20 protein-coding genes are annotated in these 24,262 nt (G+C 61.8%); 5 read left to right on the top strand and 15 right to left on the bottom strand.

Translation table 11 applies throughout. The annotated features are described in order from the left end of the window. Window position 1: 1 nt before the first annotated feature. The 14 genes from ACF8R4_RS00470 to yaaA form a co-directional block, all read right to left on the bottom strand. The gene (locus ACF8R4_RS00470; RefSeq protein WP_025753977.1) at window positions 2–466 is read right to left on the bottom strand and encodes a hypothetical protein; all 465 of its coding nucleotides are present in this window, start codon (window positions 464–466) and stop codon (window positions 2–4) included. Window positions 467–549: 83 nt separating this feature from the next. Then, complete coding sequence (locus tag ACF8R4_RS00465; protein WP_028698625.1) at window positions 550–2,004, bottom strand: mannose-1-phosphate guanylyltransferase/mannose-6-phosphate isomerase; 1,455 nt, start codon at window positions 2,002–2,004, stop codon at window positions 550–552. 35 nt (window positions 2,005–2,039) lie between these two features. Then, window positions 2,040–2,687 (bottom strand): alginate O-acetyltransferase AlgF, encoded by a 648-nt coding sequence (locus tag ACF8R4_RS00460; RefSeq protein WP_016713514.1) that lies wholly within the window; start codon window positions 2,685–2,687, stop codon window positions 2,040–2,042. Between the two features lie 20 nt (window positions 2,688–2,707). Then, window positions 2,708–3,865 (bottom strand): alginate O-acetyltransferase, encoded by a 1,158-nt coding sequence (locus ACF8R4_RS00455; RefSeq protein ID WP_060499765.1) that lies wholly within the window; start codon window positions 3,863–3,865, stop codon window positions 2,708–2,710. A gap of 10 nt (window positions 3,866–3,875) precedes the next feature. Further along, the gene (locus tag ACF8R4_RS00450; protein ID WP_392491447.1) at window positions 3,876–5,333 is read right to left on the bottom strand and encodes an MBOAT family O-acyltransferase; all 1,458 of its coding nucleotides are present in this window, start codon (window positions 5,331–5,333) and stop codon (window positions 3,876–3,878) included. A 196-nt stretch (window positions 5,334–5,529) separates the two neighbouring features. Then, entirely contained in the window at window positions 5,530–6,633 is a 1,104-nt protein-coding gene (locus ACF8R4_RS00445; RefSeq protein ID WP_060499767.1) for a mannuronate-specific alginate lyase, read from the bottom strand. A gap of 8 nt (window positions 6,634–6,641) precedes the next feature. Then, window positions 6,642–8,084, bottom strand: a complete 1,443-nt coding sequence (locus ACF8R4_RS00440) for an alginate O-acetyltransferase (RefSeq protein WP_060499768.1) — start codon at window positions 8,082–8,084, stop codon at window positions 6,642–6,644. 13 nt (window positions 8,085–8,097) lie between these two features. Beyond that, window positions 8,098–9,657 carry a mannuronan 5-epimerase AlgG gene (gene algG, locus ACF8R4_RS00435; RefSeq protein WP_060499769.1) on the bottom strand — a complete coding sequence of 520 codons (1,560 nt, stop codon included), beginning with the start codon at window positions 9,655–9,657 and terminating at the stop codon, window positions 8,098–8,100. Between the two features lie 16 nt (window positions 9,658–9,673). Beyond that, window positions 9,674–11,152: an alginate export family protein gene (locus ACF8R4_RS00430; protein ID WP_060499770.1), complete on the bottom strand. Its 1,479-nt coding sequence runs from the start codon at window positions 11,150–11,152 to the stop codon at window positions 9,674–9,676. After that, a complete protein-coding gene (gene algK / locus ACF8R4_RS00425) occupies window positions 11,149–12,576 on the bottom strand; it encodes an alginate biosynthesis TPR repeat lipoprotein AlgK (RefSeq protein WP_392491444.1) in 1,428 nt (475 codons plus the stop codon). Before algK ends, ACF8R4_RS00430 begins: the two co-directional genes overlap by 4 nt. Before the next feature lie 12 nt (window positions 12,577–12,588). Next, window positions 12,589–13,755, bottom strand: a complete 1,167-nt coding sequence (locus ACF8R4_RS00420) for a PilZ domain-containing protein (protein WP_392491442.1) — start codon at window positions 13,753–13,755, stop codon at window positions 12,589–12,591. 37 nt (window positions 13,756–13,792) lie between these two features. Next, window positions 13,793–15,274 (bottom strand): glycosyltransferase family 2 protein, encoded by a 1,482-nt coding sequence (locus tag ACF8R4_RS00415; RefSeq protein ID WP_025753970.1) that lies wholly within the window; start codon window positions 15,272–15,274, stop codon window positions 13,793–13,795. 74 nt (window positions 15,275–15,348) lie between these two features. Continuing rightward, complete coding sequence (locus ACF8R4_RS00410; RefSeq protein ID WP_016713524.1) at window positions 15,349–16,665, bottom strand: nucleotide sugar dehydrogenase; 1,317 nt, start codon at window positions 16,663–16,665, stop codon at window positions 15,349–15,351. 997 nt (window positions 16,666–17,662) lie between these two features. Further along, window positions 17,663–18,442, bottom strand: coding sequence for a peroxide stress protein YaaA (yaaA, locus tag ACF8R4_RS00405; protein ID WP_186723109.1), 780 nt, complete (start codon window positions 18,440–18,442; stop codon window positions 17,663–17,665). A 138-nt stretch (window positions 18,443–18,580) separates the two neighbouring features. Between yaaA and ACF8R4_RS00400 the strand changes: the two genes are divergently transcribed. From ACF8R4_RS00400 to moaE, 5 genes are all read left to right on the top strand, one after another. After that, complete coding sequence (locus ACF8R4_RS00400) at window positions 18,581–19,717, top strand: polysaccharide deacetylase family protein (protein ID WP_060499774.1); 1,137 nt, start codon at window positions 18,581–18,583, stop codon at window positions 19,715–19,717. 272 nt (window positions 19,718–19,989) lie between these two features. Further along, entirely contained in the window at window positions 19,990–21,384 is a 1,395-nt protein-coding gene (locus tag ACF8R4_RS00395) for a PhoH family protein (RefSeq protein ID WP_104833385.1), read from the top strand. A gap of 106 nt (window positions 21,385–21,490) precedes the next feature. Then, entirely contained in the window at window positions 21,491–21,961 is a 471-nt protein-coding gene (gene moaC / locus ACF8R4_RS00390) for a cyclic pyranopterin monophosphate synthase MoaC (protein ID WP_003251775.1), read from the top strand. Then, on the top strand, window positions 21,961–22,206 hold the full coding sequence (gene moaD / locus ACF8R4_RS00385) for a molybdopterin converting factor subunit 1 (RefSeq protein WP_060499775.1): 246 nt from the start codon (window positions 21,961–21,963) through the stop codon (window positions 22,204–22,206). The genes moaC and moaD overlap by 1 nt, the downstream gene beginning before the upstream one ends. A gap of 2 nt (window positions 22,207–22,208) precedes the next feature. After that, entirely contained in the window at window positions 22,209–22,655 is a 447-nt protein-coding gene (moaE, locus tag ACF8R4_RS00380) for a molybdopterin synthase catalytic subunit MoaE (protein WP_060499776.1), read from the top strand. A gap of 88 nt (window positions 22,656–22,743) precedes the next feature. Here moaE and ACF8R4_RS00375 read toward each other — a convergent pair whose 3' ends face one another. After that, window positions 22,744–24,072 carry an IS110 family transposase gene (locus ACF8R4_RS00375; RefSeq protein ID WP_392491438.1) on the bottom strand — a complete coding sequence of 443 codons (1,329 nt, stop codon included), beginning with the start codon at window positions 24,070–24,072 and terminating at the stop codon, window positions 22,744–22,746. Window positions 24,073–24,262: the final 190 nt, after the last annotated feature.

Here is a 24,262-nt window from a genome sequence, read left to right as displayed (position 1 = left end):
ATTAATTGGCGAAGGTGCCTTGCAGGTGTTCGGCACGGAATTCCAGCGTTTGCGGCCGGTACCCGGAGCGCAGCGGTGGCAATGGCAGGCAGTCTTTCCACTCGGCCCCTGGCTGCAATTCACCCGGCCCTCGATAGCGTGGGGCGTTGTAGGTGTTCTCGGCCAGGTTCACGGTATCGCCCGGCGCATACGCCGCCACCCGCCAGCGCAGTTCGGTAAGCGGCACCTTGTTGCCGTTTTTCATGCGTACTTGCAACGCACGGTCGGCAGGGCATTGTTCGGGGGCATAAACGAGGCGCAAGTCCAGGCGGGCCAGTCGTGAGGTTTCGCGGTTGTCCTGCCAGACGACAAACAACGCCACCAAACCCAGGCCGCACACAGCAGCCAGCGAAATCGGCAGGGCCTTGGCCGGGTAGCGCAACAGCAGCACCAGCCAGGTAAGAATGAGGAAGGCACCGATGATCATGGGGCGGGCAGACCTTGGTTGCGCACTGTCTGACCATCGTAGCCTGAAATGGGAAAGGGCCGCAAAGCGGCCCTCGGTGTTGCTTACTGCGCGATGGTCTTCACTGAAACACCACGCTCGACGGGTGTGGAGGTTCGTCCGTACACATCCTCGAAACGTTCGATATCATCCTCGCCCAGGTAACTCCCGGACTGCACTTCGATGATCTCCAGCGGGATCTTGCCCGGGTTGCGCAGGCGGTGGATCGAGGCAATCGGAATGTACGTAGACTGGTTCTCGGTCAGCAGGAACACGTTCTCGTCACACGTCACCTCGGCAGTACCCGACACCACGATCCAGTGCTCGGCACGGTGGTGGTGCATCTGCAGCGACAGGCTGGCGCCCGGCTTGACGGTGATGTGCTTGACCTGGAAGCGGCCGCCCATGTCCACCGAGTCGTACGAGCCCCACGGGCGATACACTTCCAGGTGGTTTTGGGTTTCGGTGCGGCCCTGTTCGTCCAGGGTCTTGACCATCTGCTTCACGCCCTGGACCTTGTCCTTGTGGGCGATCATCATAGCGTCCTTGGTCTCGACCACCACGATGTTTTCCAGGCCGATCACCGACACCAGCTTGCCGTTGCCATGGATCATGCAGTTGCGGCTGTCCTGCACCACCACGTCGCCTTTGGTGACGTTGCCATCCTCGTCCTTCTCGTGCACCTCCCACAGCGATGACCAGCAGCCCACATCGCTCCAGCCGGCCGACATCGGCACCACGCAAGCGCGCTGGGTTTTTTCCATCACCGCGTAGTCGATGGAGTTGTCCGGGCAGCAGGCGAAGGTGGCTTCGTCGATGCTCAGCACATCGCCATCCTCCTGGCTGCGCTCCAGGGCCAGCACGCAGGTGTCATAGATGTCGCCGTCGTGCTTTTTCAGTTCTTCGAGGAAGCGGCTGGCGCGGAACAGGAACATGCCGCTGTTCCAGAAGTAGCCACCGGCCTGGACGAACTCGGCGGCGCGTTTCTCGTCGGGCTTTTCAACAAACTGGGCAACCCGCGCCACACCTTCGGGCAGCAGGGCGTCCTGGCTGGAGCGGATGTAGCCGTAGCCGGTTTCCGGTTTGGTCGCCGGCACGCCGAACAGCACCATCTCGCCACGCTCGGCGGCCACGGTGGCCAGAGCCAGGGCGCGTTGCAGGGCCTTCTGGTCATCGATCACATGGTCGGCGGGCAGCACCAGCATCAGCTCGTCGCGGCCTTCGTTGACCAGCTTCATGGCGGCCATGGCCACGGCGGGTGCGGTGTTTCGGCCGAACGGCTCCATCAGGATGCCTTGGGTTTCCAGTTTCAGCGCCGCCAGCTGCTCCTGAACGATGAACTTGTGGTCCTTGTTGCAGACCACGATCGGCGTGTCCATGCCTTCGAACACTAGGCGCTCGATGGTTTGCTGGAACAGCGTGTGTTCGCCGGTCAGGGCCAGGAACTGCTTGGGGAACTGCTTGCGCGACAGAGGCCACAGACGCGAACCGCTACCACCAGAAAGAATTACCGGGATCATCATGTTTCTCCAATAGTCGTTAATAGGCAGAGGGATCAGTTGCTAGCCACGGGGCGAGTTACCCACACCGGCGACAAGGCGTTGCCGGAACCCGTTACGTACAGCACTGCGGCTTCGCCGCGCTCCAGGGCGACGGGTTTCACGTCGCCCACTTTCTTGTCGCCTTGGAACAACGCCAGGTTGACCTTCACCGGGTTGATTTCACGTTCGCCACGGCCGTTGGCGGCCACCGGCTTGACCACTTCGGTCTTGCCATCGGCGGTTTTCAGGGTGAGCTGCTGGTCGCTCAGGTTCTGCACGCGCACCAGGGCTTTCTGCTTGTTCTTGAAAGGCGGTTCTTCGATCAGCTGGGGGTTGCCGCTGCTGCTGTTGACCAGGGTGTAGTACTTGTCCGAGGCCAGCTTCACCGGCACGCTCTTGCCGCCGACCTGGGCGGTGTAGTCGCCGCCTGGCAGGAAGCTGAAGTCGCTGCTGGCCTGAGCGCCTACCTGTTTGATCTGGGTGTTGCCGACCGAAGCGGCAGCGGGTGCGCTGGCGGCGTTGTACAGGCGCACGAAGGTCGAACCTTTCGGCGCGCTTGGGCCATACAGGGCGGCGTCGGCACCGGCGAAGGCCTGCATCGAAGCAAGGGAAAGGCCGGCCGCGAGGGTGAGGGCTTTGGCAATGGAAGTCTTGGTAGTCATGTGCATTTCCTCTCTATCGTTCAGTGGTTCGTCCGGGTGGACGACAAGGCCAGGTTTTCTTCGGATTTACGGGTGTTCTTCAGCTGCGCGATCCACTGCGGGTCGAAGCTGCTGAGGTCGTTTTTCATGGGCAGATAACGTTCGGGGAACTCCCACACCACCACTTGCGGTGCGGCGTTCTTGAAGGCATCGGTTTGCAGGTACTTGAGCATTGGCAGCAGCGGGCCATGGCCGTCTTCGGCGTAGTTGGCCACGTCGCTGCGCAGGGCTTGTTGCAGCGCACCCAGGAAGTTCCAGTGCGGGTTGGCGCTGTAGCTGGTGCCCACCAGCGCTACCGGGATTTCGTTGTTCGCGAATAGGGCGTCGTCGCCTTCAGCCGCTGCTTCTGCCGGGTGGGTGGTGCGTTGTTGCAGGTTGTCCGGGGTTGGCAGCAGGTTGCTGAACAGCGGGTCGAGCGGCAGGAAGTTGGTCAGGTCGCCTTTGTACGGCGCCGTGCTGCCGGCTTCGGTGACGAAGGTTTGCGGCTCGCCGTTGAGCAGGTTCTGTCGGCTTACGGCTTCAGCCAGCGCCTGCGCTGCCACTTCGGCGCCCATCGGCGTCCAGTGGGTGTCGGTGCGCAGGAACACCTGGCCACGGGCCTTGGCTTGTTCCATGGCCGCTTGCAGGTCCGGGGCGAACACGTTGGCCTGGCGCACCTGGGCATGAAACTGGTTGTACAGGTCGTCGTGCAGGCTGGCCGGTTGCTCCTTGCCCAGGTATTCCGAATAGATACGCGCCTTGGCCGGCACGATGGCCAGTACCAGCTGGCTGCCGTGCTGCTGCAGGGTGTCGCGCACGCCGCGGATCAGCGCTAGGTTTTCCTGCATCAGTTGCTCGGCACCGGCAGTGGGCTTGAACTCTTCGTCGCTGAACAGCCACTGGTCGCGGCCCAGCACCACACCGGGGCGGCCTTCGTTGAACAGCTTGAAGTCCAACGCGGCCCAGAGGTTGGTGCCCAGGCGCTTGATGGGGAATTCGGCGTCGTAGTGGGTTTCGGCGGCCTTGGCCAGCTTGCCGTTGAGCACGGTCATCTGCTCGGTGCGCTGGAAGCTTTGCAGGCCACCGGTGGACCACACGCCCATGCCCACCAGCAAGCCGAGGAACGACAGTGAATAGGTGATGCGTAAAGTACGGTTCATGTCATCGGCCTCAGAACTGGAAGTACAGGAACGGCGAGTAGCTTTGCGCCGAAAGCTTGAGGATCGAGGCCACGAACAGCAGGAGCACAAGGGCGCGGGTCATCACCCGGGTCCAGTCCAGGCCGATCGAGCCGTCAGCGTTGACTTGCACCGGGGTAGCCTTGGGCGTCGGCTTGGCATTGCGGTAGAAGTCGCGCAGGCCGAAGTACGCCAACGTGATGTAGGCAATGATCAGGGTTGCCACTTGCAGGCCGGTGAGGTTGGCGCGGTTGAGTTCCGACAGCTGCCAGTCGACAAAGCTGAACATGGCGCCGTACATACGGCCTGCCACGTGCAGGTTTTCGGCGCGGAAGATCACCCAGCCGACCACCACCAGCAGGAAGGTGAACGCCCATTTCACCGGGTTGAAGCGCTGCGGATTGGTGTCGATACCCAGCGCACGCTCGATGGCCAGCCACATGCCGTGCCAGGCGCCCCAGATGATGTAGGTGAAGTTGGCGCCGTGCCACAGGCCGCCCAGCAGCATGGTCAGGAACAGGTTGCGGTAGGTGTTGAAGGTGCCTTTGCGGTTACCGCCCAAGGTGATGTACAGGTAGTCGCGCAGCCAGGTCGACAGGCTGATGTGCCAGCGCCGCCAGAACTCGGTGATCGACTGGCTGATGTAGGGCTGCTTGAAGTTCTCCATGAAGCGGAAGCCCATCATCAGGCCCAGGCCGATGGCCATGTCGCTGTAGCCGGAAAAATCGAAGTACAGCTGCGCGGTGTAGGCCAGCGCGCCCAGCCACGCATCGCCCGTGGTCGGGTATTGCAGGGCGAAGCAGTGGTCGGCGACTACCGCCAGGGTGTCGGCGATGAACACTTTCTTGATGAAGCCCTGCATGAAGCGGGTGCAACCTTCGGAGAACTTGTCCAGAGTGTGGGTGCGGTTGTTGAACTGGTCGACCAGGTCCTTGAAGCGCAGTACGGGGCCGGCGATCAGGTGCGGGAAGATCGCCACGAACGCTGCGAAGTCGATGAGGTTGCGGGTAGCCGGGGTGTCGCCACGGTACACGTCGATGATGTAGCTGATCGACTCGAAGATGTAGAACGAGATACCGATCGGCAGCAAAACATGGGTGAGAATGAACGGCTCCAGGCCGAACGAGCTGATGATCGCGTTCAGGCTGTCGACACCGAAGTTGGCGTATTTGAAGTAGCCGAGAATCGCCAGGTCGACGCCCACGCCCAGCAGCAGCCAGCGCTGGGCCGGCTTGGTGCGCACGCCGGAGGCGCCGACTTTAAGGCCGATCCAGTAGTTCCACAGGGTGACCCCGGCGAACAGGGCCAGGAAGTCCACCCGCCACCAGGCATAGAAGATGTAGCTGGCGACCAGCAGCAGCAGGTTGCGATAGCGTTGCCCGCTCAAGTAGTACAGGCCGAGGAAGATCGGCAAGAACAGGAACAGGAACACGTTGGACGAGAAGACCATCCCGGTTCTCCTTTTTGTTCACAGCATCCGGGGCACAGCGCCCCCCAAACCCCCCAGTGCAAAACCGGGAGGCAACTTAGGTCCCTGTGGGAGCGGGCTTGCCCGCGAAGAAGTTTTCGCGGTGCATGGCAAGGGCTTCGCCCTTGTTCGCGGGCAAGCCCGCTCCCACAGGTTCCGATCCCATACAGGGGTTAGCTCATTTCTTGCTCTCTGCGCTCGGGTCATAGACCCGGGTCAGGTTGCCGCCGAGCCTGAAACTGTCGAACGGCTGCATGCCGTGCTTGCGTTCGAGCGTGTCGCCCACGCACTGGTACAGCGCGCACCAGGGTTCGAGCCAGGCGTACTTGCTGTCGACCTTGAGGTCTTTCATGTCTTGTTTTTCGCCTGCGCGTTCCGCGAAGTGCTTAGGGTCGCGAGCGCCGTACAGCACGCCTTCACCCAGACGCTGCAGGGCGAAGTTGTTTTCGCTGCGCAGGTCCACACCGTTGGCTTTGGCAAAGCTGGCGATCATCGCCAGCGGTGGCAGGGCGTAGTTGTGGTAGGCCAGGGCGCGCTGTTTGCGTTTGATCTCGTTGGGCAGGAAGCCCTGCTCGTCGACCTGGTTGGCGCCGATCTTGTATTCCTTCACGGCCCAGTCGAACAGGTCGCGGCGGTTGGTCGCCACCGAGGTGGCCATGACCGACCAGGCGGCCCAGTAGCTGTGGTTGTTGATCTTCGCCAGCGGCAGGTTGCTCCAGTCGCGCACGGTTTGCTCGGCCAGGCGGGCGAACCATTTCTCGATCAGCTCGGCCTCGGCCTGGTGCGCCGCCAGCGGCTGCGAGTTGGAGAACTTCAGGCGCAACCACGAACCACTCATGCTGCCCAGCGCCCATTTGCGCATGGATTTGCCGGTGTGGTTGTAGTGGGTGGACATCAGCGCATCGGCACGCGCCCAGGTGCCCAACCAGGTCAGGGCGCAGTCGAGTTGTGCCGGGCGTCCGTCGCGCATGTACTGGTTGACCATCTTGGCCACGCCACGCTCCAGGGTGGTGATGTCCTTGGTGGAATCGCGGAAGGCCTGCTCTGAATCCTCGTTGAGGGTTGCCCGGGCACTGTCCGAACCTTCGTACTTGCTGCGGAACTGCAGCGCACCGGTGTACGGCTTAGGCGTTGCTTCGCAGCGGAAATGACCGTCGCCTGTCTTGAGCTTTTCGATCCCTTCGTAGTACCCCTGGGGGGGTACCAGCGCGGCGTGCGCGGCCCCCCCGAACAGGGCCAGCGCGAGCAGGGCGGGGCGGAAAATTTGCTTGAAGGTGGTCATGGGTCGCCTCACTGGCCGGCCTGCGCGGTGTGCGCGGGCACGGCGAAGTTGTTGCGTTTGCAGAGCTTGGCTTCGACTTTCTGGGTGCCGCTTTCCGGCCCCTGCACCTCGAACGCCAGCAGGCGCTGGCTGGCCCAGTCCTCGTCTTCACGCATCTGGAAGACAAAGCGGCCGTCGGTGTCGGAGGTTTCCGGTTTTTCCAGCTTGATGTCTTCGTGGCGGCCGTTGAGGTACCACAGGGTGGCCTGCAACACCTTCACCGACGGGTCTTCGAACTTCACGTCCATCTGCAGGTTGCGGTTGATCAGCTCTTTGATCACGCCGCCCTTGCCGTTGACCATCAGTTCGTTCTTGCCGGGCTTGAGGGTGGTGCTGGCGCTCATCAGGGCCGGGCGGTCGTCGCAGCCGTCGTCGAGCAGGCCAAGGATTTGCCGCCAGATGGTTTCCTGGTCCAGGCGGTATAGCGGGGAGAACTCCCAGATCAGGATCTTCGGCGGGTTCTTCTGGAATTCCTCGCTGCCCAGGTACTGGATCATCGAGCCTTCCAGGCCACCGCCAGGGAAGGCGACGTTGAGCACGTCGGCACCGATGTACTGTTCGAGGAAGCCCGAGAAGTTGTAGTTCTTGCCACTGTGGCTGGTGCCGACCAGGGTGATCTGCGCGTTGCCGCCGTCACCGAACAGGTCGTCGCCACCACCGCTGGCACCTTTAGGCTCGGTGGCGAACTGGTCCATGTACTGCACCGCATAGCTGGTGCCGCAGAGCTGGCCGGCGACGTTGTGCAGGGTGCCGGTCTTGCCCATGCGCCCGGATTTTTTCGTTTCGAATTCCTTGCGCGGGATGCCTTCGAAGGCCGGCATGTGGTGCACGGTGTCGGCCACGATTTTGGCGGCGCGTTCGGCGCCGTATGGCGTCCAGTGTTGGTCGCCACGGAAGTAGAAGTCCTTGCCCTGGTCGGCGGCGGCCAGCTGTTCGTTGGTCAGCGGCGACAGGTCGGGCACGTTGTAGCCCATGCTCGCAAAGCGCTTGAGCATGGCCTGGTAGTTACCCAACGCCTTTTGGTAATCGAAGGCGGCTTTCTCGGCCGGGTTGAGCATGTTGCGGTTCACCAGGCCACGGGTCGGTTGGTACACCACCACCAGTTCCACGCCGCGCTTCTTGAACGCATCGTGTACCTGTTGCAGGCGCTTGTAGCCGGCCGGGGTGGTGTTGAACTCGGTGCGCAGGTCTTCGCGGGTACGGAACAGCCAGTCACCCTTGGCCTGCACCAGCGTGGTGAAGTTCTGCTGGTAACGGGTGGTGTAGCGGCTGGCGTCGTGCGCTTCAGGGCACAGCTGGCAGCACGGCTCGGCGCTGAAGGTGGGGGCCTTCACCTCGTCGGCGCGCACGCCCTGGCTGATCGCCAGAAGGGCGGCGGACAGGCCCAGCAGTTTCATCAGGTGTGGGGTCATGGTCTGGGCTTCCTTAATCGATCATTTCGGTCTGGCGTTCGACCGGGTCGATCAGCACAGCCTTTTGCTGGCGCACCAGCAGGTCGAGGATTTCGTCCTGGCGTTCACCCAGGATGCCGTTGAGGCTGATACCGCTGGCCTTGCGCGGGGCGAGCATCTGCACCTTGTACAGCTCGACCGACAGCGGCGAGTCGATCGACAGCGGGCCGGAGCCGTTGGCCGTCAGTTCACCGCCCACCAGAATCAGCGACACCTTGGTGTCGAACGGGTCCAGGGCAATGTCGCGGTCGGTATCGGACAGGTCTTTGATGTGGCCGTAAACGCCCACCAGGCCGTTGGCCATGGCGATGTTTTCGTACAGGCGAATGTTCACGCTGTTACGCACGCGGATGCCGTGGCGGCGGTTGTTGATCAGCTTGTTGCCCCAGATCAGGTTGTCGCCGCTTTCGTACAGGGTGATGCCGTCGGTGTGGTTGCGGTAGATCTCGTTGTAGGCGATCAGGTTGTTGACGCTGTTACGGTCGATCACCACGCCCGAGAGCTTGTTGTCGTAGCTCTTGTTGTTGATGATCCAGCTGTCGTTCACCTCACGAGAAACGATGATGCCGTGCTTTTTTTTGGTGCCGTACACGGTGTTGCCGGCGATGATCAGGCGGTGCGAGCGGTCGTGCGGGTCGATGCCGTACACGATGTTGTCGCGGTAGGTGCTGTCCTTCACCACGAAGTCCTGGGTCTCGTAGCAGTAGAAGCCGTACCACATGTCGCTGAACTCAGAGCCGATGATCCAGCCGGTGGGTTCCGGGCGGCCCATGCGCTTGGCCATGTTCGGCGTGTACTGTGAGATGCTCACGCCATACGACTTGGACTTGGCGTAGCCGAAGCTGGCCATTTTGGTGTTGACGATGTAGGTCTCGGTGCCGCCCCACGACAGCAGGAACGGGCGGAATTCCTTGGGCGAGCGGAAGGTTGCCGGGCCGTTGTCCTTTTCGCGCCAGCCGGTCACCTGGGTGTCGGTGACGAACAGCTTGCCGTCGTTGACCAGGAACGAACCGCCCTCCTGGGACAGGCGCAACTGCTTGACCTTGCCGTCGATCTCGAGGATGCCCTTTTGCCCGACCACAATCGGCAGGCGTGCCAGGTACACGCCCGGCTCGACTTCGCTGAGGTACTGTCTGGGCACCTTCTTGCTCAGTTCCACCAGGTCGACATGGCCGTCATCGACGAAGATCGCCTGCGGAATACCGTGCTGGCGCTGCACCCACTCGGCCGCCTTGTTGTCGCCGCCGACGAATTCCTTGAGGGTGTCTTCCTGGAACATGCGGCGCAGGCTGACCTTGCCCTTGTGGCTGCGGTCGATCTTCTTCTGCACCGCCTCGGCGGTGAAGCCGGTCAGGTCGGGCAGCTTGGGCGGGTCCATCTGCAGCGGCTCGATCGGCGCGCTGGCCACGGTGTAGGTCTTGGCCTGCTGCAGTTCCTTGGCAATGACCTGAGGTTCTGCGGCGGCGACCAGGTGGCTTGCCAGCAGCAAGGCGCTGGCCAACAGGCTGTGACGTAAGTGCGGGTGAAGGTTCATCAGGTCTCTCCCGGCCTCAGAATCGCCAGATCACGTCGACGAAGGCGCGGTGCATGTACGAATCCGCTTCCTTGCCATAGGCGTCGCCCGGCTTGAACACACCGGCGCGCAGGCGCACCAGGGCGGATGGCTCGTCGATGGCCTGGCTCATGGAGGCTGGCAACAGGCCTTGCTTGAAGTATTTGGTCACGACCACGTCCATTTCCTGGCCAAGGTCTTTTTCACCGTCGACCAGCTGGCGGTTGACGCCGTTGTCGTCGACGGCGGCATTGATGCCGCTGGAGCCGATGTTCTGGTTGCCGTCGACACGCCAGAACTTGTGGTAGATCAGGCTGGCGTCGTAGTCATCGCGCAGCTGCCAGGAGGCAAACAGGGTGGCGGCCTGCAGGTTGCCCAGTTCGCCACGGAACGCTTCACCGAAGCGGTGCACGCGCGAGCGGGTGCCGGTGAAGTTGGAGCGGTTGCTCTCAAGGCCGGTCTGCTCGAAGTTGTTCGAACCGTCGTCGCCACCGCCGCCGCTGCCACGGGCATAGGCCGCGCCGACCTGCCATTGCGGGTCCAGGCGCAGGCGAATGCCGAGGTCGGTGGCCCAGGCATTGACATCGCCGCTCTGCTTGCCGGTGGCAACCTGCTCGTCGCCGACGGCCTGGCTGCTGAGGGTGTCGCGGTCACCGGTCAGCCAGGTGACGCTGCCCCAGTAGTTGACGGTATGGTCGTTGCGCCAGTTGTAGGCGTCGCTGTTGGCTTCCAGGCCCAGCCAGGTCAGGTCGCCGGTGCGGGTCTTGTCCAGTGCATCGACGGTTTCGCCCGGGTTTTTCAGGCTGCCGCTGTCGTGGGTGTGGTGGGCGCGCACGCCTACCCAGTGGCCAGGGGTCCACTGTGTGGCGACGTTACCGTAGATGTGGGTGCGGTCCTTGTCTTCCGGGGCCAGTTCGGTGAGGTCGGTGCGGTATTCGCTGAAGCGCTGGGCCACGCCCAGGTCGGCCTTGAGCAGGGTGGTGTCGAAGGTCCAGTTCAGTGCTTCGATATTGGTGTCGCGCCACATGCCATCGTCGCTGCGCAGGCGCTGGCGACCGAGGCGAAGTTGCTCGCCGGGGTAGGCGGTGAGGCCGCTGTAGCCCACCCAGAATTCGCGCATGGCCAGGTAGCTTTTGTCTGGCTGGCGGCTGTCGTCACCGGTGTCGGTGGTGGTGCCGTCGTCGTTCTGGCGCAGGGTGTCGGTTTCGATGGTGTCGGTGGCGGCGACGGCCTGGCCCATGGCGTAGGCGCTCCAGTTGCCGCGTTCGCCGTACACCCACGGGCGCAAGTCCAGGCCCAGGCCGTTGACGTCGCCGCCAGGGCGGGTGCCCAGGTCGCGGTCGTCTTCCGACTGGCCGGTGATTTTCACGTCCAGGCCGAAGTTTTTCTCAGCGGTCATTTCCGCCAGGGTCGGGCAGGACCACAGCAGGGCGAAGCTCAGGCCGATGCCAGCTTTCACGAAGGGATTGAGCGTCATAGCGAGTCCTCACCGTCTACTTCTTTTTCGTCGTCTTGCAGGGCTTCGAGTGCCAGGGTGCTGTTCGCGCCCTGGGCCATGCTGCCGCGTGCCTGCTTTTCCTGGTCCAGCAGTTGCTGGGCCTGGCTGCGTTGATCAGGCGTGAGTTGCTGGTCGAGTTGCTGCAAGAGTTCGCCCGATTGCGGCGTCGGGTTGACCTGCGACAGCTGGGCGAACACCCAGGCGTTGCCCGGTTGCGGGCGGATGCCGTGGCCTTCGCTGAACAGCTGGGCCAGGGCATAGTCGGCGCTGTTCTGCCCGCCACGGGCGGCGGCCAGCAGATGGTCGACAGCCTTCTGCGGCTCGACATTGCCCAAATAGCCACGGCGGTACAGCTGGCCCAGGTAGTAATGGGCGCTGATCTCACCTGCGTCGGCGGCAGCCTGCAGGTGCTGCTCGGCCTTTTTGGCGTCGGCTGGCAGGGTCTTGCCTTCGTAGTACAGGCGGCCCAGCAGCAGTTCGGCGCGCGGCTGTTCGGCTTCGCGGCCCTTGTCGATGTAGGCCAGCAACTGGTCGGTGTCGCCCAGTTCGGGGAAGTCGTACACCAGTTGTGCCAGGCTGACCCAGGATGCTGGGTTCACCGGGGCCACCTGCTCAAGCAGCTCCTTGGCGGTTTTCTCGTCGGTCTGGCCCAGGCTGCGGTCAGCCAGCACACGGGCAACGCTGTCGACCCGGGTGGCCGGCACGGCGTCACGGGCGTAGGCGGCTTTCAGTTGGTCAAGCAGGGCGGCTTGCTGGTCGGCCTGGCCACGCTTCTGGTACACGGTGGCCAGTTCGACGTAGCAGATGTCGGTGGTGTTCAGGGCGGCTTTACAGATTTTCTCCACCTCGCCCAGGTGCTGGTCGTAGGTGCCTTGGGTGCGGTACAGCAGCACTTGGGCCAGGCCCGCTTCCGGGTTGCCGGCGGCGCGCCATTGGTCGATCTGCTGCTGTGCGTTGACCTTGGGGAAGCTCTGCGGGTAGCTGAGGTAGAGCATCGCCAGCGGAATGAGGGTGTTGCTTTCGCCTTGACGGGCGGCTTGCTTGAGCAGCGACTCGGCTTCCTCGCGCTCGGCCTGGGTGCTGTCGGGCTTGGCCACCAGCAGGCGGCCAAGGCGCGCCTGAGCGCGGGGCGACGTGGCCGCTGCGGCGCGGTAGGTGGCCTCGGCTTCCTTGATTTGCGACGGGTCGCGGGTGGCCACCTTGATGTCGGCCAGGCCCACTTGCGCTTCGCTGTAGCCCAGGTCGGCCAGGGCCTTGTAGTTGCGCTCGGCCAAGGCCGTGTCACCGCTTTTCATGGCTTCGTTGGCCAGGCGCTGGTCGGGCAGGCCGGCACAGCCGGCCAGGGTGATGGCGGCAGCCAGGGCACACAGGCCCAGGCTTGTGCTCTTCTTGTAGGGAATCATGCTGTGATCCTCTTACAGCCCACGGGCGACGGCTTTGTCGATCAGCCAGTTCAGCGATGGGCCACGGTCGCTGTTGACCGCAGCCGGGCGGCCGGCCAGTTCGGCAGGCAGGCCGCTGTCAGGCTTGATCTGCACACGAATGTCGGAGGCGAGGTCGTCGCTGTTGAGACTGGCGCTGCTGACGATCTGGCCGGTGCGCACTTCGTCTTCGCCGGCTACCTGGAAGTTGACCCGGGTACCTGGCTTGACCTCGTCGAACTGGCGGTAGCTGAAGCGGGCTTCGACCATGGGCGTGGTGGTGCGCGGGATCAGCTGGAAGATCGGCTGGCCCTTGGCAGCATACTGGCCGTCGTCCACCAGCTGGCGGGCGACCACGCAATCGCAGGGGCTGGTGAGGGTGCCGGACAGCTGCTTGCCGAACAGCTCTTCGATCTTCGCCGGCTCCAGCTGCGAGTCGTCCAGATTGCCCTTGAGCATGTCGAGCATGCTGGTGGAGAAGCTGGCCAATGGCGCGCCCTTGGCGATCTGCCCACCGCCCTCGACCAGGCTACTCACGGTGCCGTCGCGCGGCATGGTGATGGTGGTGGTCGGTACCGCGACCACACCGGCTTCGGCATGGCTGATGAAATACATGCCGTACAACGACTTGGCGACAAAGCTGAAAGCCGCGACGCCGACCACGAACACGCCCAAGGTGACGGTGACTGCCTTGAACCGGCCAAAGGCGCTCAGGCCCGAGCCGCCGTCTTTTTGCTTACGCGCCTTGGTGAAGTTGTCACGTTGCAGGGTGCTGAGCACGTCGCCGATGCTGATCAGCTCACCGGACAGGTGGCTGGTGATGATGTGCCGCAGCGTGGCGATGTCGCGGGGTTCGAGGTTCTGGAACTGCGCACCGGTACGGCCGCTGCTCGGGTTGTACGAGCGCACCTGGAACTCGATGTCGATCGACAGGCCCAGGTTGTCGACCACGAACTGCAGGCGCCCGCGCAGTACATCGCCTACCGACAATGGCTGCTTGGTGTGGAAGCTCAGGCCACCGGCAGAAAGGTCGTCGACCTTCACCTCATGGGTTTGGCGCTGGGCGTCCAGAAAACGCAGCTTGGCGGGAATGCGCACCCGGGCGTGTTGGCGCTGGGCTTCGGACTCATGCACGACATTGACGTTCACGGCGGTATTCATGGTGGTTTGTTCCTGTTAGATCCGATCCGGGTTGGGCTCACACGACCATGAACAGCACAGCAACGAAGATGCTGGCCGCCGAGAAGGTCATGGTCCGCGAGGACCAGGTGTTGAACCATTGTTGAAAGCTGGCGAGGTCACGCTTGAGGGCAGTGGGCTGACGCGTCCACGACTGCTTGTCGAGGCGGAAGAACACGTAGATCTTCATCAGCGCGCCGATGATCTGGTTGTAATAGAGAATCAGCGGGTAGGCCGGGCCTACGTTGTGGCCGGAGCACAGCAGCATGACGGTGAGTATCAGGCGGGTGATGCCGATCCACAGCAGGTACACCAGCAGGAAGGCCAGGCCGAACTTGAGGCTGGCGATCACCGCCACGGTCAGCCCCAGCAGGCTGGTCCACATCGACACGCGCTGGTCGAACAGCACAATGCTGGTGAACAGCCCCAGGCGGCCCAGGCCCAGGCCCAGCGCACGGGAATTCTGCCGCAGGTTGTTGCCGTACCAGCGGTACATCAGCTTGCGGCTGGCCTTGAAGAAGCTCTTTTCGGGCGGGTGCTCGACCGTATTGATGGCGGCGTCCGGCACGTAGAAGGTGTCGTAGCCCAGGCGCATCAGGCTGAACCAGCTGGACTTGTCGTCACCGGTGAGGAACTTGAAGCGGCCCAGTCGCCAGTGCATCAGCGAGTCGCTTTCGACGTCGGCAATGAACTCAGGGTTGGTCACCACGCTGGCGCGGAACATCGACATGCGCCCGGTCATGGTCAGCACGCGCTTGCTCAGGGCCATGGAGCACATGTTGATGTGGCGCTGGGCGAAGCGCAGCTTGTGCCACTCGCTCATGATGTAGCCGCCGCGTACTTCGCAGAACTCGTTGGTGGTCAGGCCGCCGACGTTGGGGAACAGCTTGAACCACGGCACGGTTTTGCGGACCACGCCATCGGCCAGCACGGTGTCGCCGTCGATCACCGCCACCACGGCGTTTTCGTCCGGCAGCATGCGCGATATGGCACGGAAGCCGTAGGCCAGGCCATCGCGCTTGCCGGTGCCGGCAATGCGCACGATGTCCAGCTTCACATGGGCTGGCGGGTTGTATTTGGCCCACAGGCTTTTCACCAGCAGTTCATCGGACATTTCCACCAGCGAGCAGACCACGGTGGTGGGGAAGCCGCAGTTGATCGCCTCGCGGATCACCGAGCTGTACACCTGGGCGGTGGTCAGCGCTTCGATGCGAAAGCTGGTCACCATCAGGTACACATGCGACGGGTCGGTGGCATTGCCCATCTTCTGCACCTTGCGGCGCAGGTACGGGTACACACCGTAGAGGAAGATCATGCCGCGGATGAAATGGGTGGCGCCCATGGAGTAGCGCCAGATGCCGACTGCGCCGACCAGGAAGATGAAGTGCTTCGACTGCGAGTCGAAGATATCGGCTGGCAGGGCCAGGGCGATCAGCATGAGCAGGCTCATGTAGAGCAGCCACCCGGCGCACTGCAACAGCACGGTCTGGAGCCTTTGCATGTTCAGCATCCGTCGAGAATTTGGGGGAGGGTGGGCAACGGAAGTGGGGAGGCTTCCGTTGCCCGGCCAGGCACTTACCAGCAGATGCCTTCAGTGCGGCTGGTGGTGCAGGTCGGCTTGCTCATGAAGCCGACCAGGTCGATCACCTGCTTGCCCGCTGGCGCTTGCTGAGCCAGCGCGCGGAACTGCTCGTCACGGTTGCCGAGCACGATGATGTCGGCGTTGTCGATCACCTGCTGGAAGTCGGCGTTGAGCAGCGACGACACGTGCGGGATCTTCGACTCGATGTAGTCCTTGTTGGCACCGTGGACGCGGGCGTACTGGACGTTCTCGTCGTAGATGTCCAGCTGGTAGCCCTTGCCGATCAGGCGCTCGGCCAGCTCTACCAGCGGGCTTTCGCGCAGGTCGTCGGTGCCGGCCTTGAAGCTCAGTCCCAGCAGGGCGACCTTGCGCTTGTCGTGGGCTTCGATCAGCTCGAAGGCGTTCTGCACCTGCGATTCGTTGCTGCGCATCAGCGAGTCGAGCAGCGGTGCACGTACGTCGAGGCTGGCGGCGCGGTAGGTGAGGGCGCGTACGTCCTTGGGCAGGCACGAGCCGCCGAAGGCGAAGCCAGGGCGCATGTAGTACTGGGACAGGTTCAGCACGGTGTCCTGGCAGACCACGTCCATCACTTCACGGCCATCCACACCTACGGCCTTGGCGATGTTGCCGATTTCGTTGGCGAAGGTGACCTTGGTGGCGTGCCACACGTTGCAGGTGTACTTGATCATCTCGGCCACTTCGATCGGCTTGCGGATCACCGGGGCGTCGAGCTCTTCGTACAGGGCCTGCAGGATGTCGCCGCTGGCGCTGTCCAGTTCGCCGATGACGGTCATCGGTGGCTGGTCGTAGTCCTTGATAGCGGTGCTTTCACGCAGGAATTCCGGGTTGACCGCCACGCCGAAGTCAACGCCGGCCTTTTTGCCCGAGCAGTCTTCGAGAATCGGGATGACCACGTTCTTGACGGTGCCCGGCAGCACGGTGCTGCGCACCACGATGGTGTGGCGGCGGGTGGTGTCACGCAGCACGTAGCCGATTTCGCGGCACACCGACTCGATGTACTCCAGGCCCAGGTCGCCGTTTTTCTTGCTGGGGGTACCCACGCAAATCATCGACACGTCGCTTGCACGGATGGCTTCGGCGAAGTCGGTGGTGCCGCGCAGGCGGCCATTGGCGATGCCCTGTTGCAGCAGTGCTTCCAGGCCAGGTTCGACGATGGGCGACTTGCCCTGGTTGATCAGATCGATCTTGGTGCTGGACACGTCCACACCGATCACTTCATGGCCACGCGCCGTCAGGCAGCCTGCACAGACTGCACCCACATAACCCAAACCAAAGATGCTGATACGCATCGCTATCACCTCATGTGTTTATCACGCCGACGCTTACCAAAGTGCCGGCCGGGTTGATTAACAACAGTTTTCGGGCGCACGGATCCATGGCGAATGCACACTTCGCCGAGCGCAGGCAAAATAAATCCAGAGCGCAAGAAGTTATGCACTCAAAGTTGGCAGTAAAAAGCCATCTATTAAAAAACGTGCCCTGAAATGCAGCCGTCTTTATTGCAATGCGCTACTTGGCGCGTTGCTGTGCTTGTTTTTTCAAGTGGAAAAATCCTTTGAAATCAACCACTAGGACGATTTGTAAGGGGCGCGCCTCTCCTGCATGGACAGGGTTTCGGGGTTTCCGTGATACCTGTCGAAGTTATCAAGGCAGGTAGTGGATACCTGCCCGTGTCATCTGTAAGTCATCTCTCACAACCCGGAGGCAGGAAATGCGTTACGGCACTATGAGCGGCAGGTCGCGGGAGAAGTTCCTGAGTGGGTTTCGTCCGGATGAAAGATTTCTAAATATTTTTTCAGTGGCGGACAGTTTCAATTTGATAGCACGCGAGTGTTTTGTCCCCGTATATAAAGGACGAAACTGTTGCGAGATGTTTTTATGCCAGCATCGAAAAATATTTTTCAAAAAACGTCAAAAAAGCTATGAACGGTCTTATGGCGTTTGGTGATAAGGGTAGAGGTGGTGGTTTTTTGGCGTCAAAAAATAGTCTTTTTGTGGTTGGTTCGGATGGGCATGCCTTGAGAGGGTCTTCGCCTGTGAGACCGAGCGCCGCCCGCGCGGCGCATCGCGAGCTGCGCTCGCTCCTACGTTTGTTTCGGGCCAGTAACGCATATGGCAGTCGCGCGCGACCGCCTGGTGTGTACGACGCGATATCGCGCCATGCGCCAAGGCGTACGCGCGCAAATCTCACAGGAATAATTGGCCGTAAACAAACGTAGGCGCGAGCGCAGCTCGCGATGCGCCGCGCGGGCGGCGCTCGATCTCAAGAGCTGCGCAAATGCCGGATCAATCGCCCGGATGATCCCGCAAAAACACCAGATGATCAGCCTTGGACTGCTCGGCGCTGTAGTAGTACCCCTGCACATCAAACTGCTTGAGCTGCTCCGGGTCGCTGATGCGTTGCTGGATAACAAAGCGGCTCATCATGCCGCGGGCTTTCTTGGCGTAGAAGCTGATGATCTTGTACTGGCCGTTCTTCAGGTCCTTGAAGTCGACGTTGATCACCCGGGCCTTCAGTGCGCTGCGTTTCACGGCACTGAAGTACTCGTTGCTGGCCAGGTTCAGCAGCACGTCATCACCTTGTTCAGCCAGGGCCTGGTTCAGCCATTCGCTGATGCGTGTGCCCCAGAAGGCATACAGGTCCTTGCCGCGGGCGTTGGCCAGCTTGGTGCCCATTTCCAGGCGATAGGGCTGCATCAAATCCAGCGGGCGCAGCAGGCCGTACAGGCCCGAGAGCATGCGCAGGTGGTCTTGCGCATAGCTGAAGTCGTCTTCATCCAGGCTCTCGGCGTCGAGGCCGGTGTATACGTCACCCTTGAACGCCAGCAGCGCCTGCTTGGCATTGGCCGGGGTGAAGTCCGGGGTCCAGCTGCCGAAGCGGGCGGCATTCAGGCCGGCGAGCTTGTCGGACAGGTGCATCAGTTCGCTGATTTGTGCAGGCGACAGCTCGCGCAGTTGCTGGATCAGCTCCTGGGAGTCGTCCAGGTACTGGGGCAGGGTGAAACGCTCGGTCACCGGCTTGGTGTCGTAATCGAGGGTCTTGGCGGGGGAAATCACCGTCAGCATCGGGTCGGCTCCTGGCATCGTTGGCCGTGGATTCTACGGGGTGGGCGGTGCAAGTCCAAACTATGACGACGATAGTCACAGACCATGGGGCGGTGCAGGCGCTATAGTTCGCGTTTTGCCGTTGCGGAGCCTTACACCGTGCGCATCGTCTTTGCCTTGCTGGCCGCTCTGTTGAGCTGTGCCGTGCAAGCCGCCCCTTCACCCCAGGTCAGCCTGGACCGCAGCCTGTGGCCCGAACAGCTGGATAGCCCCGCGCTGTTCGATGTGGCCTCGCGGGCCGAGATTCTTTCGTTCGCCCAAGTGCTGCATGAGAGCGAATTGCTGGACGATGCGGCGCTGGCGGCGCGGCTGGGGTTGCGGCAGATCAATCTGCAGAAGGTGCGTCAGGTGCGGGCGCGCATGTGGCAGCGGTTATCGGAGGGTTATCAACAGGCGCAGCGCAGTTGCGTGCAGGATGCATCGTTTTGCTATCCGGTAACTTCCATGGCGGATTTACGTGCCCAGGCGGCAACGTTCGCTGCTGATGTCGGCACGTTCTATACCGGTTGGATCGAGCCGAGCCATCAGTTCCATGTGCGCTACCTGGACGAACAATTGCGCAAGGCGGCGCTGCTGCCGCAGACCAGCAGCGAGGTCGAACGGCTGTCTTCGCGCGAGCGCAATGGTGATGAGCTGAACGACCGCATGTTCCTGCTGACCTTCGTTGGCGGGCCTGGGCCGGACGACGGGAATACCGACATGCTGACGGATTACCTGCGTCGGCAGAAGCTTCAGGGCACCTTCTTCGTGCTGGGTAACCGCCTGCAACAACGCCGTGATGCGGGGGCGGCGAATGCGGTGCGCCAACTGTATCGCGGGCAGTGCGTGGGTATTCAAGGCTGGGAATACCGCTCCCATGCCCAGTGGACGGATTGGCAGGACTCGCTGCGACGTAGCCAGGCGCGGGTGCAGGCTGACCTGCCAGAACAATATGTGCCGCTGTTCCGCCCGCCTTATGGCCAACGCCGTGCCGATGGCGACGCGTTCATGGCTAGCCAACAGTTGCGGGTATCGCTGTGGGATATCGATGCCCAGGATGATGGCGTTTTGAGCGCAGAGGCCTCGGCGCAGCGGGTACTAACCCTGATGCTGTTGTGGCGCAAAGGGGTAATCCAGTTCCACGACAGCCTGCCCAAGGCCCAACCGGCGGTGGAATGGTTGCTACGCAACACCGCCCAAAGCGGGATTGGCTGGGAAGATTGCCGGGAATATGGATATAGCGAACAAGGGGTATGACTTCTGAGCGTAGTCCCGTCTGGCCTCGCCGCCAAGGCCTCTTCGTCAATCGGAAAAATAAACTTCAAAAAGACGTAAAAATGCTTTTTTCGGTCATGGCTTTTGCGGTATGAAGAAACCAGACAGCCGATTCCTGCAGCACAGGTGGCGTCATCCAGGCCCACCTAGCCAGGTTCGCTTCCCGCCCGTAACAACGCGGATACGGGGAGAGCGGTAGTCACTTTGCGGCGCAACAGACCGTGCCGTATGGCTTCGACATAAGGTGACCGAGTATGGATGACCAAGGACGCAACCCTTCCTCCAGCAAGCCAATCCTCTATGTGCTCGATACCAACGTCCTGATTCACGATCCCAACGCGTTACTGAACTTCGAGGAGCACCACGTCGCCATCCCGATGACGGTGCTGGAGGAACTCGACAAGCTCAAGACTGGCAAACAGACCATCGCCGCGGAATGCCGCCAGGCCATCCGCCTGATCGACCAGACCCTCGGTGACGCTTCGCCCAGCGATGTCGAGCAGGGCGTGCCGATCCAGCGTAACAAGAGTGGTCCCAAGGGCTTTCTGTCGATTCTGATGAGCCCGCGCAACGAACCGAGCAAGTTGCTGCCGGAAAACCTCAACGACAACATCATCATCAACACCCTGCTCGACGTACGCAGCCGGCGCACCGACCTGGACGTGGTGCTGGTCACCAAAGATATCAACATGCGCCTGAAGGCGCGCGCCTGTGGCATTGCGGCCGAGGACTACAGCACTGACCAGCTGGTCGATGACGTGTCCTTGCTGTCCAAGGGTTACCACTCGGTTACCGGCTCGTTCTGGGACCGCGTCAGCAAAGTCGACACCCGCCAGGAGCGCGGCCGCACCTGGCATCGGGTGCATATGATCGACAATCTGCCGGCAGTGCACATCAACGAGTTCATCATCGATGAGCAGGGTTTCGTCGGCTGGATCAAGGGTATCCGCAACGACGAGCTGCTATTGCTCGACCTGCACCAGGAGCCGCTGCTGCACCAGGAAGCCTGGGGCCTGAAGCCTCGCGACATCCACCAGAGCCTGGCGCTGTTCGCCCTGCTCGACCCGGATATCCACCTGGTCAACCTGACCGGCGCCGCCGGCTCCGGCAAGACCATCCTGGCGCTGGCTGCAGCCATCGAGCAGACCATGGTCAGCAAGCGCTACCGGCGCATCATCGCCACCCGCAGCGTGCAGGGGCTGGACCAGGAAATCGGCTTCCTGCCGGGCACCGAAGCCGAGAAGATGGAGCCCTGGCTGGGTGCCATCACCGACAACCTCGAAGCCTTGCACATGGATGACGAAAGCACCCATGGCAGTGTGGAGTACATCCTCGAACGCGTGCCGTTGCAGTTCAAGTCGCTTAACTACATTCGGGGTCGCAGCTTCCAGCAGAGCCTGATCCTGATTGACGAGTGCCAGAACCTCACGCCGCACCAGATGAAAACCATCATCACCCGTGCAGGCTCGGGTTCCAAAGTGGTCTGCCTGGGCAACCTGGCGCAGATCGACACCCCCTACCTGTCCGCGACCAGCTCGGGCCTGACCTACCTCACCGAGCGCTTCAAGGACTTCCCCCATGGTGTGCACATCACCCTGCAGGGTGTGCCACGTTCGGTGCTGGCCGAGTACGCCGAGTCGCATCTGTAACCCTCACCGCCGGGCGGTTCGCCGCCCGGCCTCTTCAAGCATGAACCCTCTGCTCAAACCTGACCCACAGGTTTACACTGGCTGTTCCCTTCACAGGAGCAGAGCAGTGCTGACACATCTTGATTCTCAGGGGCGGGCCAACATGGTCGACGTCACTGAAAAGGCCGTGACCGAGCGCGAGGCCACCGCCGAGGCGCGGGTGCGTATGTTGCCGCAGACCTTGCAGATGATCGTCGACGGTGAGCACCCCAAGGGCGACGTGTTCGCCGTGGCGCGCATCGCCGGGATCCAGGCGGCGAAGAAAACCAGCGACCTCATCCCGCTGTGCCACCCACTGATGCTGACCAGCGTCAAAGTCGAACTCAGTGCCGAAGGGCAGGACGCCGTGCGTATCGTCGCCCGCTGCAAGCTCGCCGGGCAGACCGGCGTGGAGATGGAAGCGTTGACTGCTGCCAGCGTTGCCGCGCTGACGATCTACGACATGTGCAAGGCGGTGGACAAGGGCATGGTCATCGAGCAGGTGCGCCTGCTGGAAAAGCTCGGTGGCAAGAGCGGGCACTACAAGGTGGAGGCATGATGAAGGTCAAGGTGATGTACTTCGCGCGATACCGCGAGCTGCTGGGTGTTGATGCCGAGCGTGTCGAGGGTGCATTCAATGTGCTCGACGATGTGCGCAAGGCGTTGGTGGCCAAGGGCGGGAAGTATGAGCTGCTGGCTGAGCAAAACTTGATGTGTGCGCGCAACGAAGAGCTGTGCAGGCTCGATGAACCGTTGGAAGAGGGCGATGAAGTGGCGTTCTTCCCGCCGGTGACCGGAGGCTGATCATGGCGGTGCGAGTGCAGGAAGGCGCGTTCGACCCGGGGGCCGAGGTCAATGCCATGCATGCGGCCAATGTCGGCGTGGGTGCGGTGGTCGGGTTTGTCGGCTACGTGCGGGATTTCAACGACGGTCGCGAAGTGGCAGGAATGTTCCTGGAGCACTATCCGGGGATGACCGAAAAGGCCTTGGCCAAGATCGTGGTGGAGGCCGAGCAGCGCTGGCCGTTGCTCAAGGTAGAGGTGCTGCACCGCATAGGGGCGCTGGAGCCGGGCGAGCCGATTGTGTTCGTGGGGGTGGCCAGTGCCCATCGGCAGGCGGCGTTCGATGCCTGCAACTTCATCATGGACTACCTGAAGACCCGGGCGCCGTTCTGGAAGAAGGAGAATACCCAGGAAGGGCCAAGGTGGGTGGAAGGGAAGCAGAGTGACCAGGATGCGGCGGGGCGCTGGTAGGCCTTTTTTTGATGGCCGGTGCTTCGCACCGGTTCGCGGGTAAGCCCGCTCTCATCAAACAAAATGCAACCCACTGTTTTTTAAGCACTCAGGCAGCCACCAGTTGGTACCCCAGTTTCCGGGCTTTGCGAAGCAAAGCCCGGACCTGTCGGTCTTGGCTCCTGGCTTCGAATTCCTCAAGACCTTTTTCGACATAAGCCTGTTTCTTGGTTAGCAGGTTGTACACCAGTCGTGCCAACTGGTGGGCAGTGGCTTTGATGGCGCAGCTGGTATCCATTCGAGTCAGTCTGGCTCGGTGCGATGCACCAATGAAACCCTTGTCATTACGAGCATTGGATGCAGCCTGCTTGAGTGCTTGAGCTGCCCGATTGACTATTTTGGGCCCGCCTCCTGTCAGTCGGTGACCGCCGGAGATCCGGGTAGGAGGAGCCAGTCCCAACCAAGAGCAGAAGTGCTGTGAGGATGGGAAACGTGATAGGTCTGTACCGATCTCGCCTGCCAGCACCAATGCGGTGTCCACCCCAATGGTCGGGATTGCGGTCAGGTCCACGCCAAGAACTTTCCACAATGTCTGATGCAATTCGGTTTGTTGCGCGCAGCTTCGATGTGGGCTACGCAAAGGCTTGTTGGATGGCTCCGGCTTGTCTTGCAGCACCGGCAGCTGCTCTAGCGCGGTTTTTATGGCGTCGTCACAATCAGCAATTTGCTGCTCCAAGAAGTCGTAGGCAGCCAATTCCTGAGTCAGCGCATGCAGATGCTCACGCCGCCAATTGCCATGAAGACTCCGAGCGACAGCCTCCTTACCGGCCTTGATGCGGCGGTCGGTCAGTTCAGCCAGTTGTACAGGGTCTCGTTGACCTGCGCAGATGGCTCGCAAAATCTTCATGCCAGTTACGCCGGAAATATCACTGATGACATTGGCCAACTGGATGTTCATTTGGCTCATGGCCTTTTGCATCCGGTTCAGGGTCTGTGCCTGGTCTTTGACTTTGGAAGCCCGCTGCCTGACCAATGAGCGGACGCAACAGGTCAGATCATCGGGGCGGAATGCGCCTCTCAGCAGCCCATGCGTCATCAGCTGCCAAATCCACTGGCAATCCAGCACATCTGATTTGCGCCCTGTGATTTGCCGAGTTGCCCTGGCATTGACGAGATAAACCTCAAAACCACGTTCGCTGAGGATCTCGTAAATGGGAATCCAATAAACGCCTGTCGACTCCATGGCGACGACCTTGATCCCCAGGCTTTCCAGCCAATCAGCCATCTTGAGCAGATCGTCAGTAAAGGACGTGAACGACTGGACGGGATTTTCGTGCAGTGGATCGACCGCCACAAAATGCTCTCGACCACCGACGTCGATCGCCGCGCAATCGGGATGAACGATGGTAAAGCGTTGCTTGGAAGGCTTGCGTGCCATGATGAATCCTCGCAGGATAAAGGGCGCGCGGGGCACACGGTGGCGAAAGGGTTCACTCTCTCATACGTGGTCACAGCTGATTCAGCTGATGCCTACAGGGACTTCACGCCGATACCGTGCGGATCACTCTCCCACGCGGGTGTGCTGGCACACACCAGTGCTGGCTACGATCTCTGTCCCGCGCGCACAA

It is taken from the genome of Pseudomonas sp. FYR_2 (assembly GCF_043106425.1).
GTDB classification, from domain to species: Bacteria; Pseudomonadota; Gammaproteobacteria; order Pseudomonadales; family Pseudomonadaceae; genus Aquipseudomonas; species Aquipseudomonas monteilii.
Note: the sequence above shows the minus strand (reverse complement) of the source record. Positions and strands in the feature narration are given on the sequence as shown.